The organism is Sulfurovum xiamenensis (genome assembly GCF_030347995.1).
GTDB lineage: Bacteria > Campylobacterota > Campylobacteria > Campylobacterales > Sulfurovaceae > Sulfurovum > Sulfurovum xiamenensis.
The window spans coordinates 1-13,496 of sequence record NZ_JAQIBC010000006.1 but is presented as its reverse complement, the minus strand read 5'-3'; the positions used below and the strand labels follow the sequence as shown (position 1 = coordinate 13,496).

Annotated in this window: 14 protein-coding genes; 10 read left to right on the top strand and 4 right to left on the bottom strand. The window is 40.2% G+C overall.

The features are described 5' to 3' along the window. The first annotated feature begins 62 nt into the window (after positions 1-62). Positions 63-869 carry a hypothetical protein gene (locus tag PF327_RS08500; protein ID WP_289402152.1) on the top strand — a complete coding sequence of 269 codons (807 nt, stop codon included), beginning with the start codon at positions 63-65 and terminating at the stop codon, positions 867-869. Between the two features lies 1 nt (position 870). Here PF327_RS08500 and PF327_RS08495 read toward each other — a convergent pair whose 3' ends face one another. Further along, positions 871-1,815: a CHAD domain-containing protein gene (locus tag PF327_RS08495; RefSeq protein ID WP_289402151.1), complete on the bottom strand. Its 945-nt coding sequence runs from the start codon at positions 1,813-1,815 to the stop codon at positions 871-873. A gap of 130 nt (positions 1,816-1,945) precedes the next feature. On the opposite strand from PF327_RS08495, the gene PF327_RS08485 reads away from it, so the two are divergent. Both PF327_RS08485 and PF327_RS08480 read left to right on the top strand, forming a co-directional pair. Continuing rightward, on the top strand, positions 1,946-3,838 hold the full coding sequence (locus PF327_RS08485) for a TRAP transporter large permease subunit (RefSeq protein WP_353049171.1): 1,893 nt from the start codon (positions 1,946-1,948) through the stop codon (positions 3,836-3,838). Positions 3,839-3,881: 43 nt separating this feature from the next. After that, positions 3,882-4,847 (top strand): AAA family ATPase, encoded by a 966-nt coding sequence (locus PF327_RS08480; protein WP_289402150.1) that lies wholly within the window; start codon positions 3,882-3,884, stop codon positions 4,845-4,847. 1 nt (position 4,848) lies between these two features. Here the strand turns inward: PF327_RS08480 and PF327_RS08475 are convergent, their stop codons facing one another. Continuing rightward, positions 4,849-5,202: a thioredoxin family protein gene (locus PF327_RS08475; RefSeq protein ID WP_289402148.1), complete on the bottom strand. Its 354-nt coding sequence runs from the start codon at positions 5,200-5,202 to the stop codon at positions 4,849-4,851. Positions 5,203-5,244: 42 nt separating this feature from the next. Beyond that, the gene (locus tag PF327_RS08470; protein WP_289402147.1) at positions 5,245-5,634 is read right to left on the bottom strand and encodes a cytidine deaminase family protein; all 390 of its coding nucleotides are present in this window, start codon (positions 5,632-5,634) and stop codon (positions 5,245-5,247) included. Between the two features lie 101 nt (positions 5,635-5,735). Here PF327_RS08470 and PF327_RS08465 point away from each other — a divergent pair, with 101 nt between their 5' ends. The 7 genes from PF327_RS08465 to PF327_RS08435 all read left to right on the top strand — a co-directional run bounded on the left by PF327_RS08465 (position 5,736) and on the right by PF327_RS08435 (position 10,583). Beyond that, positions 5,736-5,954: a hypothetical protein gene (locus tag PF327_RS08465; protein WP_223897096.1), complete on the top strand. Its 219-nt coding sequence runs from the start codon at positions 5,736-5,738 to the stop codon at positions 5,952-5,954. Continuing rightward, positions 5,955-6,800 (top strand): fructosamine kinase family protein, encoded by an 846-nt coding sequence (locus PF327_RS08460; protein ID WP_289402146.1) that lies wholly within the window; start codon positions 5,955-5,957, stop codon positions 6,798-6,800. Beyond that, positions 6,797-7,294: a redoxin domain-containing protein gene (locus PF327_RS08455; protein WP_289402145.1), complete on the top strand. Its 498-nt coding sequence runs from the start codon at positions 6,797-6,799 to the stop codon at positions 7,292-7,294. The genes PF327_RS08460 and PF327_RS08455 overlap by 4 nt, the downstream gene beginning before the upstream one ends. Before the next feature lie 387 nt (positions 7,295-7,681). Continuing rightward, the gene (locus tag PF327_RS08450; RefSeq protein WP_289402144.1) at positions 7,682-8,461 is read left to right on the top strand and encodes a TOBE domain-containing protein; all 780 of its coding nucleotides are present in this window, start codon (positions 7,682-7,684) and stop codon (positions 8,459-8,461) included. A 5-nt stretch (positions 8,462-8,466) separates the two neighbouring features. Beyond that, the gene (gene modA, locus PF327_RS08445) at positions 8,467-9,213 is read left to right on the top strand and encodes a molybdate ABC transporter substrate-binding protein (protein WP_289402142.1); all 747 of its coding nucleotides are present in this window, start codon (positions 8,467-8,469) and stop codon (positions 9,211-9,213) included. Further along, the gene (gene modB / locus PF327_RS08440) at positions 9,214-9,897 is read left to right on the top strand and encodes a molybdate ABC transporter permease subunit (protein WP_008241904.1); all 684 of its coding nucleotides are present in this window, start codon (positions 9,214-9,216) and stop codon (positions 9,895-9,897) included. Next, positions 9,897-10,583: an ABC transporter ATP-binding protein gene (locus PF327_RS08435; protein ID WP_289402140.1), complete on the top strand. Its 687-nt coding sequence runs from the start codon at positions 9,897-9,899 to the stop codon at positions 10,581-10,583. Before modB ends, PF327_RS08435 begins: the two co-directional genes overlap by 1 nt. Before the next feature lie 39 nt (positions 10,584-10,622). On the opposite strand, the gene PF327_RS08430 is transcribed toward PF327_RS08435, so the two are convergent. Beyond that, positions 10,623-13,253 (bottom strand): hybrid sensor histidine kinase/response regulator, encoded by a 2,631-nt coding sequence (locus PF327_RS08430; RefSeq protein ID WP_289402139.1) that lies wholly within the window; start codon positions 13,251-13,253, stop codon positions 10,623-10,625. Between the last annotated feature and the right edge of the window lie 243 nt (positions 13,254-13,496).

The following is a 13,496-nucleotide window of genomic DNA, read 5'->3' as shown; positions in this document are numbered from 1 at the left end:
GATAACTCCCCATATTATATAGTATAATGGAATTTTACATTGAAATGATTAACGGAGTATGTATGAGAAGAATTTTATATTTTATTTTATCATTATCGCTATTGTCCTCGACACTTTTTGCCGCAGATCTCAAGCTCACAGAGAAACAAGCCAATTACATTGCACAGAAAGTATGGCAAAATGAAGGTGCAGGGCTTGACAAGTATCTGGTACATTGGAATGAGGGTGAAGCTTTTGCCTCTGTAGGGATAGGACACTTTATCTGGTTTTCTAAAGGGCATACAGAACGTTTCAGAGAGGTGTTCCCGATGGTACTAGCCTTTATGGAAGAGAGGGGTGTCGTGATGCCAGAGTGGCTTAACTCCAAAACACCCCTGCCGTGGGATACCAAAGAAGCATTTTACGAGGCAAAGAGGACACAGAGTAAAAAGTATGTAGAGTTGTTTACATTTCTTAAAACCACCATGCCAGAACAGTCAGCGTTTATGGCGCATCGTTTAAGTGAAGCCTTGCCTCAAATGCTAGAAGCGATTGAGAACCCTGAAAAGCAGGAATATATCAAAGAACGGTTTTATGAAGTGATGCACAACAAAGATGGCTCAGTCAACGAAAGAGGTCTGTATGTCCTTTTGGACTATACAAACTTTAAAGGTGAAGGGACACTCAAAAGTGAACGTTACAAAGGTCAGGGATGGGGACTTCTCCAGGTGCTTGAACATATGGATCCTGAAGAACCGAACAGATTGAAAGCATTTGCCGAATCTGCCAAATCGATGTTAAGCAGACGTATCAAAAATTCTCCCCCTGAACGTGGCGAAGAGCGTTGGAGAAAAGGGTGGAATGTTAGACTGGATACTTACTGGAAATAGCTTAGAGTTCGATAGCATGTTTTTTAAACTTATGCAGCTTTTTTTGAGCTTTATGCAGTAATTTCTTTTGCTTCTTGGATGTTTTACCTAGAAGTCTCTTTTCTAGTTCCCGGCACTGCGATATACTTTTTTTCTTCGTGTTAAAATAATCGTGTAGCAGTGTGTTCTGATTCACCATATCATTGAAATCTCCAAGTATTGTTTGCAGTTTTTTACCTTTTTCGATCATCTTTTCGATCTTTTTTTCCCCAAAGATATGTTGGAACTCTTCAAGGAGATAACGGAGTTTTTTCAGTGATATCCTGATCTTATGGAGTTTTTTATCACTAAAGTGCTTTTCTAAAGCATTGATCCTTTGTATGATCTTCCGGTGTAGATCTTTTATTACTTCTCTGGCTGTTTCCTCTATGGTCCCCATTACATTTTCAGGCGTATGAAGAGTTTCACTTTGCAGAACAAGTTGGTACGTATGTATAAAATCTTCAAATATCTTTCCTTTTAACATCTCTTCTATCAAATGTTGTTCGTGTTCTTGTTGTGCTTGAATGTCTTTTTGAATCACATCATGATCTGTATCTACCTCTTTTAAACGTTCTTTGATGACATCCAGGTCACGTTTCCGGTTCGTCTGTGTGGCAAGATCGCTCAGGTGTTGATAGAAGTATGTAAATTGGTCTTCGGGAAAGAGAAAGCTGAATTCTTTTAAAAAAGCCCTGGATTTTCTGATATTGACCCTGAGTTGATGCAGGTCCTCTTCCTCATCATATGCAATGATACGTTCTTTATAAAAGAGTATAGAGAGAAGAAATTTATATAGAATGACACGAAGTGCATCAATGGGTGATAGATTGGGAATAAAATAGGCATCAAGTTCTTCCATACTTTTTGTCTCAAGTGCTTTAAAGATAGAATCATCAAGCAGATGCTTTTTTTCTTTCTCTCTCATTTGCTTTCCTGATATTTGAACATTTCTTATTATAGCATGTAATCTTCTCCTATGATGGATAATTCACTCAAGCAACCCCTCATCACAAAAAAGATAAAATTTAAAAAAAATATGACAAAGGGACACCTTAATGTACCTACAATCTTCCTTCTATCTGGATCGTATCTCTAAATATGCAGGATCTATAGCGGCATTTCTAGTGGTACTGCTCTCTTTGTTGGTAGCGTACGATGCAGTGATGCGTTACCTTTTTTCAGAAGGTTCGATCGCACTTCAGGAAGTGGAATGGCATCTATTTGATGTGATATTCCTACTGGGATTGACGTATGCGCTCAAACATGACAAACATGTAAGGGTAGATATCTTTTTTGAACGTTACAGCAAAGAGGGCAGGGGTATTGTACAGATACTCTCGATGCTGCTTTTGGTGATTCCTTTTTCTCTGGTTTTTTTGTCTGATGCCATCGATATGCTGATGCAGAGTTATCTGCAACATGAGATATCAAGTGATCCGGGCGGATTGACGCATCGTTACCTGATCAAAGGAGTATTGGTCCTCTCCTTCGTATTGCTTATGCTACAGGCACTGAGCGAAGTGCTGAAAGCTTTTGGCAGACTGGAGAGTAAAAAAACATTGCTACGTGTTTTAGGCATCGTCATGGCTCTTGGCGGACTTGTCTATACGGCAGACCACTATGATATGGCCTATTGGTTCGATCCTATACTTCTGATGTTCGCTTTGACACTGTTTCTGTTGATGGCTGGTTTTCAAGTCGCTTTTGTATTTGCCGGAGTGGCACTACTTTTTGCCACTATCTCCAATGAAGTAGGCTTGAGCGTACTTGAGATGCTGCCTTACCGAACCTATGGTATCATGAGTAATGCTACACTGATGGCTGTTCCCCTCTTCATCTTTATGGGGTTGATACTGGAAAAATCCAAGATGGCAGAGGGTCTGCTGCTCTCTATGGGTAAACTCTTTGGGTCGATCAGGGGCGGTCTGGCGATCTCTGTAGTGTTGGTGGGAGCTATACTTGCTGCAAGTACTGGCATCGTCGGTGCATCCGTGGTGATGATGAGTTTGATCGCGCTTCCTTTGATGCTGCAACATCATTATTCACCAGCATTGGCTTCTGGTTCTATTGCTGCGAGTGGTACACTGGGACAGCTTATTCCTCCTTCTATCATTCTCATCATTTTGGGCGATCAAATGCATCTCTCTGTGGGCGACCTGTTCCGTGCGGCTGTAGTACCAGGGGTTTTACTGATCGGTCTATATATCATCTACATTCTTTTTATCTCATACTTGAATAAAGAGATTGCACCTGCTATTGTCTCAGAGGAAGCATATGGTGAAGTGTTTCAAGAAGCATTGAAAGAGATCATTCCTCCTTTATTGCTTATAGGTGTAGTGCTAGGTTCCATTTTTGCGGGTATTGCATCACCTTCAGAATCAGCGGCCATAGGTGTTTTGGGTGCGATAATATTGGCGTGGGGTAAAAGAAACTTCTCTTATGAAACGCTGCGTTATGCAGCGATAGAGACAGTCAAGCTCACGGCAATGATCTTTATGATACTCATCGGGGCAACAGCCTTTTCATTGGTATTCAACGAGCTGGGTGGCGGAGATATGGCGATGGCATTCTTTTCATCTGAAGGGGGATTGGGAGACATGGATGACCAATGGATGTTCATTCTTATAGCCATGCTGGTTATTTTTCTACTGGGCTTCTTTATCGATTTCATTGAGATCGCTTTTGTGGTTGTGCCTATTTTGGTGCCTATCGTGGCATCTTTGGGTATAGATCCTGTATGGTTTGCCATACTTATAGCGATGAACCTGCAGGCATCATTTTTGACGCCTCCATTTGGTTTTGCACTTTTTTACCTCAAGGGTGCTGCAGGTGATAAAGTAAGTACAGGAGCTATATACAAGGGTGTCATACCATTTATAGGATTACAGCTTTTAGCACTGTTGATTATCATCTTTTATCCCGATCTGATCTATCTATTTGGAAAGTAGAGAAGGGGTATGAGATGATGAAGAATGAGAGAGAAGGATAAATATGACGGCAAGAGAAGCCATTACAATATTAGAAGATAGAATGAATGCAGCTGTTTTAGGACAGGAGCATATCGTTTCGAGGTTAATCATGGGCTTGCTTGCTGATGGTAATATACTTGTAGAAGGGTTGCCAGGACTGGCTAAGACCAGAGCTGTACGTGCGATGGCAGATGCGATAGAAGGTAAATTTTCACGTATACAGTTCACGCCTGATCTTCTGCCTTCAGATGTCATAGGGTCTCAATTGTTACAGGAAGAGAAGGGTAAACAGACATTCCATTTTCACCCGGGCCCGATCTTCGGAAATATTATCCTGGCAGATGAGATCAACCGTGCCCCGGCCAAAATACAATCGGCCATGCTTGAAGCGATGGAAGAACGTCAGGTGACTGTGGCAGGTAAAACCTATAAACTTCCTGAACTCTTTATCGTGATGGCTACACAGAACCCTTTGGAACAAGAGGGGACTTTCCCTTTGTCAGAGGCACAGAAAGACCGTTTTTTCATGCATGTGAAGATCGATTATGCGAAGATGGATGCAGAGTTTGAAATGATCAAAATGATACAAGAGGAGAGGTTCAGTGAACCTGCACCTCAGGCAAAGATCTCTCAGGAGATGATCTTTGCTGCGCGCCGTGAGGTGGCAAAAGTGAAGTTCAGTAATGCCCTTGGGCATTATATGGTAGATCTTGTATTTGCGACACGCTATCCGCTCAGATATAGTAAACAGCTTGATGTGATGATCGATGTCGGGGTAAGCCCGCGTGCAACCCTGGCACTGACACAATGTGCACAGGCCAATGCATGGATGCATGGCAGAGATGAAATGACAGTGCAAGATGTACAATCCGTCATTCACGATGTATTTCATCACCGCTTGGTCATCAGTGAACATGCCCTCCAGAATAAAAGAACCGCAGAGGGGATCATCGATATTATTTTGGAACAAGTACCGCTTCCAAAATAGTTTAGGTAAAGAGCCTACTGAAGAATGATCCTTTGCCTGAGAGTTTGTCTATGAGTTCAAAATAGTATGTTTCGTGCTTGAGTCCTATTTCGGGGTATTTGAGTTTTTCATCTTTGAGTACTACAATGGTAAAGGGTACAGAACGTATTTTGAATGCAGATGCGAGTTTGGGATTGTTTGATACATTACACTTCACCACCTTCACCCCATTCTCTTCTCCATACTTTTCCAGTCTCTCATCTATGAGTTGAGTGAGCATTTGACAAGGCCCGCAGGTCGGTGAGTAGAAGTCTATCAAGACCGGTATTTTATTGTTCTTTATGATCTTTTCATAATTTGTATCTGTAAGTTCCATATGTTGTTCTACTTATGCTTTCTTGGTACCATAACCACTATCTTATCCTGCTCTTGGTTTCCAACGGTGAGGCAAGAGTTCATCCAGGCTCATATAGTGCTCTTCAGAGAGATAAACTTTGGTATGGATGTTCTTCGCATCGACCTGATATAAGAGTTCTCTGCATCGTCCGCATGGCGGTCTGATGGAGTCAGCACTGACCGCAACGATCATTTCTATCTGTGTCTCTCTGTTTTTCAACATCTCTGCAATGGCAGAATGTTCTGCACAAAATCCAATACCACAGGCGATATCGATATTGATCCCCGTGTAGACATTTCCCTGACTTGTTAAAAGTGCAGCAGCAACAGATCCTGCAGAATAATGGTCACTGCTTAGCGTATATTCTCCAAGTATTTTGTGTGCTTCTTCTATCAATTTTTTTGCGCTCACACTATCCCTTTGTATCTATAGTTCTACTCTTGTCAGTATAGCAAAATATTCGTACTCCTTGTAAAAAGAAGAAAACAGAGTTCTTACAGTAAAATACAACTATGGAAAAAGATATAAAAATAGAACTCAAACACACCACGGTGGAAAACCTCAAAAGTTTTTCAGAGATACTGGGAAAAGACATCAACACAATGCTCGAAGAGGCACTGGAAGAGTACTTCGAATCTCAGCAGCAGAAGCTCATGGAGAAAAATCTTTTCGATGAGAATGCGATGACGAACCTGGACTTTGATGAATTTTGGGATGATCTGGACATTTAGGTGCAAGAAGAACTCAGTGAAGCATTAGGCCAGGATGTCAAGCGTTTATTGTTGCTTCAACAAGGTCAGATAGGTGATATCTACATGGCTAGAGTCGAAGATCAAAGATACGTGGTAAAGACTTCTGAAGAGAAAGAAAAACTGGCCATCGAAGCACATATGCTTAAGGATCTGTATGAAGCTAAGATACGTGTGCCAAATGTGATCCTCTCTAAAGGGTCTTTTTTGGTACTTGAACATATTCAAACCATGGATCAAGACAGAACTACACAAGAGATAGAAGCGGCTAAGCTTTTAGGCAGATTGCACTCAAAAACCAATGAAAGCCGTATGTATGGCTATTATTACGATACGACCATCGGTCCTTTCTTCCAAAAGAATGAGCAAACCCAATACAATTGGACACTTTTCCTGGGACAGATGCGTATTATGCCGATGGCACGTCACTGCTATGATAAAGGGAAAATACCAAAAGAGATGGTTGATCGATTAGAGGTACTGTGTCGAGATCTCTACAAGCGGATAGATATGCGTACTATTTACCCTTCGCTGCTGCATGGTGATGTCTGGAGCGGGAATGTGCTTTTTGAGAGAGAGGGGGCTTGTCTCATTGATCCTGCCATCTACTATGGGGACAAAGAGATGGAACTGGCTTTCATACGGCTCTTTGGTACGTTTGGAGAGTTGTTCTTCAATACCTATCAGGAGATACACCCTTTAAGTGACGATTTTTATGAAAGCAAAGTACTGATCTATCAGCTATACCCGCTTTTGGTACATGTTGCACTATACGGTGGAAGCTATATAGGAGTGCTTGAACGTACACTCAAAAGGTTAAAGATATGAATAAAGAGAAGATAAGATCTACCATCAAAGAGATCACTATAGCCTTGGTACTATTGGTTATAGTGAGTCAACTCATCAGTTATATTCGTGCTCCTGATCTGGGATCAAACCAGTTGCCACAGATAAAAGAAAGGCTTATAGACGGCAGTACTTTTAGTACTGAAAATGGGAAACCGTTACTTATCCACTTTTGGGCTATCTCCTGTCCTGTTTGTAAACTTGAAGCCTCCAATATAGAAGTCGTATCAAAAGAGTATGAAGTATTAACGATTGCTATCAATTCAGGGAGTAATGCAAATGTACAAGCCTATATGCAAGAGAATGGATTGAGTTTCAAAGTGCTCAATGATACAGAGGGTGTTTGGTCAAAGGCGTTTAAAATAGAAGTATTTCCTACGACATTCATTTATGATGCTAAAGGTAAGTTGAGGTTTACAGAAGTAGGGTATATGACAACTGCAGGATTATTAGCACGGATGGAATGGATACAATAATAAATGTTAACGTATAAAGATTCATAACTGGATGTGCACAGCCAGGTCCTGAAGCGCAAAAAGGTGCGCTGATAGGTGCTGCAGGTGTAACTGCATTGGTCGGTGGTTCCGGAAGATCCGTTGCGACAGCTGCTGCTATAGGTGCTGTCGCAGGTGGACTCTATGGAGATAGCAAAGACAAATCAAACGAAAAGATATACTAAAGTATCCACTCACTTCGATCTTTAAAAGCATCGGAGTGGGTGCCTCTCTCCTTCACTATGTGACACCGAATATCTACATCCATTATCAAGGATACATTCTTAATATATAGAGTTGGTCCTCTTTATATATTTAAGTATATAACGCTATAATCCTCGTTGTATATATGAGTATATAAGGAAAGAGATGGAACTTTCATCAAAACTTACATTAGAAATGTTAGGTAAACCTTTTTTGCTTGAGAAACGTATAGAACTGCTTCATGCCATTGAAGAACATGGATCCATTTCTAAAGCGGCAAAAGCTGTACCTATGAGTTACAAAAGTGCCTGGGAAGCAGTAGATAGCATGAATGCACTTTCACCTGAACCGATCGTATACAGAGAGACAGGAGGCAGAGATGGTGGCGGTACGACGATCACAGCGTATGGTCAACAACTCTTAAAAAACTATGGAGTTCTCAAAGAAGAGCACAGACGTTTTTTGGAAAAGCTATCAGAACTGACAGATATCCAGAGTGGTGCATTTAAGACCATTGGAAGATTAGCTATGCAAATTTCTGCACGTAATCAGATACAAGCAGAGGTCGTTTCCGTAGATTCTCAAAATGTCAATGCAAAAATACTTTTAAAACTAAAAAGCGGGAAAGAACTGCTTTCTGTGATCACCAAAGAAGCAGTCGAAGATTTGCATATCGAGGAACATCAAACGGTGATAGCGATCTTTAAATCCAGTACGGTGATCTTATCTAAGAAGGCAGAGGACAAAAGTAACGAGAATAGTCTTGAAGGTATCGTCAGAAAGATAGATAGAGATGTAGAGAATACTAAAACAGTGGTGGATATAGGGAATCATGACACCATTGTATCTGTCATGCCTACATCTGTTGTAGAAAAGATGGAAATTATCGAAGGAAGTTCTGTGATCGTTATGATCAAAGCCAATGATATTATGATAGGGAAATAATGTTTATGAAGAAAATTATATTAGTTATGATGCTAAGTTTCGCTCTGTTAAGAGCAGGTGAAATCAAGATCGCTGTTGCTGCCAATGTTAGTTATGCCATAGAATCACTCAAAAAAGCTTTTAATGTGTTATATCCAAAGACAAACATAGAAGTGATCCTCGGGAGCTCTGGAAAACTTACGGCCCAGATAAAAAATGGTGCACCTTATGAACTATTTATGTCGGCAAATATGAAATACCCAGAAGTACTTTATAAAGAGGGTATAGCTGTTACAAAAACGATTGTATATGCACAGGGTGCATTGGCTTACTTGTCGGTAAATCCGCAGGAGTTTGATCAAGGTATGATGCTTTTAACACATGATAAGATCAAGAAAATAGCCATAGCAAATCCTAAAACGGCACCTTATGGTGTCGCAGCTGTAGAAGCTCTGAAAAATGCTCATCTCTATGATGCAGTTAAAAAGAAGTTTGTCTATGGGGAATCCATTTCACAGACCGTTACCTATGCAACTACTGCAGCAGATATCGGGTTTATAGCAAAATCTTCACTTTTCAGCCCACGCATGGCACATTTTAAAGAGGGGGTAAACTGGAGTGATGTGGATGAGACCCTTTACACTCCTATTGACCAGGGAATGGTCATTTTGAAAAGAGCTGAAAGTAATCCTGAAGTAAAGGCTTTTTATGATTTTGTCTTAAGTGCAAAAGGCAAAGAGATATTGCAAAACTTTGGGTATAAGGTAGAATAAATGTTAGAAAACCTGGATTTGACACCTTTTATCCTTTCATTTAAACTTGCAGGTGTGACCACAGTGATACTGTTTATACTTTCTCTGCCTTTGGCATGGTACCTCTCTCAAAGCACTGCAAAGACAAAACCTTTTTTAGAAGCCATTACGGCATTACCGATCGTGCTTCCTCCTTCTGTGTTGGGGTTTTATATTTTAGTCGTACTCTCTCCGAACTCTACGGTGGGAGCTTTTTTTGAAGACCTTTTTGGTGTGAAATTGGTTTTCTCTTTTACCGGTTTGGTTGTGGCAAGTTGTTTTTACTCACTTCCTTTTATGGTGCAGCCTTTACAAAGTGGGTTTGAGTCTTTGAACAAGCATATGCTAGAGGCATCTTACCTTGCAGGAAAGAGTAAGTTACAGACTGTTCTCAGGGTTGCATTACCAAATATCAAACCTTCACTTATCACGGCACTGATCATTACTTTTGCACATACAGTGGGTGAGTTTGGTGTAGTGCTCATGGTTGGGGGAAGCATCCCCGGTGAGACGAAAGTTGCTTCAGTGGCTATTTATGAGATGGTTGAAGTGATGGAGTATGGTACAGCACATATATACAGTGCCTTCATGGTTTTGATAAGTTTTATAGTACTTTTGTCAGTGTATATCTTTAACCAGAGTCAGCGTAAAATAGGTGTACTTTAATGATAGAGATAGATATACATAAAAGACTGCATGGTGCTCATGGTGAGATGAATCTTGATGTCACTCTAGAGATACAAAAAGGTGAGTTCATTGCATTGATGGGTGAAAGCGGTTCTGGTAAAACAACGCTTCTTAGAGTCTTAGCAGGTCTGGAAAATGCAGAAGGTGATATCAATGTGGAAGATGTGGTTTGGTTAGGTGATCAAAAAAAGCTTCCTCCACAACAAAGAGAGATAGGGTTTATATTTCAGGACTATGCACTGTTTGATCATATGAATGTAGAAGAAAACTTGCTTTTTGTGAATGATGATAAAGCGCTGGCTCAAAGACTTCTTGAGATGACAGAACTGAGTAGATTATCACACCGTAATGTAAAAGGTATCAGTGGTGGTCAGAAACAAAGGGTCAGTCTCTGTCGTGCGTTGATGAAACAGCCCAAGCTTCTATTGATGGATGAGCCTTTGTCTGCCCTTGATCCGAAGATGCGGATTAAATTACAAGATGAGATACTGAAGCTACATAAGACATTTGGTATCACAACGATCATGGTAAGCCATGATACCGATGCTTCTTACCATCTTGCAGATCGTATACTGGTTCTTGACCATGGAAAGATCATAGCTGATGGCACTCCGGAAGAGATACTATGCAAAACGTCTACTGTAACGTATACACTTTTAGTATAAGGTATTCAGAGTAGACTTGCGGGCGTATACTTTTAGATACTACGCATCTTGCTGGATGATCCTATCCTCAAAATAGGTTTCAAAGAGATGATTCAATGCTCCCAGGTCTATAGGTTTTGAAAGATAGCTGTCCATACCTGCACTCATATACTTTTCTCTATCTCCTGCAAGTGCGTTTGCGGTCAATGCAACGATCGGTATATGTGATTTATGGTTCTTCCTTTCATAGCTGATGATCTGACCCGTTGCTTCCATACCACCCATAACAGGCATTTCGATATCCATGAATATCATATCATACTCATGTTTCATACGCTGTTCAAGTGCCTCTTGTCCATTATTAGCGATAGTGACCTCTATACCGAGTCGACCGAGTACATTGAGTATCAGCTTTTGGTTGATTTTATTATCTTCTGCAACCAGTACATGTACATTTTTAAAGGTAAGATTCTCTTTTGTCTCAGAACTATCCTCTTTCTCATTCAGCATGCGCAGTGTTTTTGTAAAGTTCACAGGCTTATAGAGTATCTTATCTATCTGCGATGTGTATCGCTTTAGATTTTTTTTCTGGTCTCCTGTTGACAGCACAACGATCTTTGTATCAAGGTCCAGGAACGGCTTAAGTTCATCATCCCTCTGACGGAATTTATGATCAACAAAAAGGATATCAGGGAGTTGAGAGGTGCCTTTTAACGCCAAGAGTGAATCATCGGTATAACGCTTGATAGTGGCTCCGGTGTAAGCGATATAGGTCTCAAGGTTTTCGTTAATATAATACTCTGTATCGATATGCGAATTCAGAATACCAACCGTGTAGGCACTCATATCATTCACTTCTCTTTTTGTCGCACTTTTAGGTTTTTGAAGTGCCAGGGTGAAATAGAAGGTAGAGCCTTCATCTTTGACACTTCTAATGCTCAATTTTCCTCCCATATGGTCTATGAATTTACCAGATATCGAGAGTCCCAGACCGGTCCCTCCGTACTTTCTACTTGTACTGACATCTGCCTGTGAAAATGCTTCAAATATTTTTCCCTGCTGCTCTTTGGTAAGACCGATACCTGTATCAGACACTTCAAAATTGACGTTTACTTTATTCTCATCTTCAAAAAGCTTCTTGATAGATACACTCACTTCACCATTCGTGGAAGTAAATTTGATGGCATTACTAACGAGATTCACGATGACCTGGGAGATCTTCGTAGGATCGCCTATCAGTAGCGTAGGTAGTGTCGGGTCTAAAAAGATATTAAAGTCAATATGATTTTCTGCCGCTTTTGCCGCATAAGATTCGACAGCAGATTCAAAGGCATCTACAGGATCAAACTCTATGGCTTCCAGTTCTATCTTCTGTGCTTTGATCTTGGAAAGGTCAAGGATATCATTGACGATGGTCAAAAGGTTTTCAGAACTCTTCTCTATGACTGAAATAAACTCAGCTTGTTCCTCTGACACATCCGTCTCTTTGAGCAGTTGTGTAAATCCAAGGATACCGTTGAGAGGGGTACGTATCTCATGGGACATACTAGCAAGAAAGAGGTCTTTGGTCTGGTTCCCGTCTTTAATTGTCTTGAGCAAAAACCGATAGATATGATCAAATTTACCATTACGAATCAATCTTTGAAGTTCACTTTGTTGGTTTTCATTCAATACCAGTTTGATATCTCTTAATGTCTCCTCAGAGATCTGTGTATTATCTTCGATCTTGGAAAATAAACTGAAAAGTTTAAGCAGTACAAGCACTAGGAGTAATGTCGCTCCTCCATACCATGCCAGAACTTCTCCTTGTTGTGTAATTGTTTCTTTATTGATCGTTTGGATCTGGTCACGCAGTAGGGATTGTACTTTCTTAAAATAATCCATCTTTATATCTATCTGGTTTGACCAACCAAGAGGAGAGACAGAGTATTTCCCTGATCTCGATTCATAGGAGATCATGTCACGCTCATCAGACATGATACTCTTATACTTTTCAACCGAAAACAGTTCACTGAGTTTTAATGCTATGTCATTGTCTGCCAGTGTATAAAACTGGGGTAAGGTATCTTTGTCTATAAACTGTTCCCATAGTTCTCTCTTTTCGTAGCTTATAGTTCTGGATCCAAGTAAGATAGAGGAGATCAGTATATTTTCTTGAACCGTATTCTCTTTAAGTAGTGTATAGTTTTGATACATCATCAGATAGCTTTTCTTTATCTCAGATTGTTCAGCCGTTGTAACGTCTTGCAGGATTGTGAATAATGGGATAAAGACCTTGTCATGGTACATTTCGCTAGAGTTATCATGCAGATCATCTACATCTCTACGAATAAGCTCTAACGCCTCAGTAGCTTGTTTACTATAGGTACGATAACGTGTAAAATGCTCATTCTGTTTGTTAAATGCATCTAATTCCAAGAGATTCTGATCGGTCTTAACTCTTGACTCTTTGAGTTTTCTCAAGTCATCTTTATTATGTGTGACCAAGTACGTAGCACTTTGTACTCTTTCATCTATAATATTTTTCATGACAGACTCAAAATGCTTCATAAATAAAGAAACCTGTGCATTGTTTTGTGCAGCTACATATCTTTGATAAGAGAGATAAGTATAATACGATGTCACTGCTGATATCCCTATAATGACTAGCATGAACAGAGTAAGTATCAGTTTGTTTTTTAATATCTTCATGTAAATCCTTTTAGCAGCTTCTGCTACGATAAAGCGTTAGTGGTATGCGTATCAATAAAGAGAACTGAAATAGATCTTTTATGGTGTTTTTGACACGATAATCCATAGGAAGCCCCTTTATTTTTTAAAAGAATTGAAGCGTTAAAGTGTAGTATAGAATTACGTAGAATAGTCCAAAGGTATATTCTATTGTGCAGTCTGGCGATCTTTTTCATCAAGACCCATGACTTTCTGTCCTTGCTT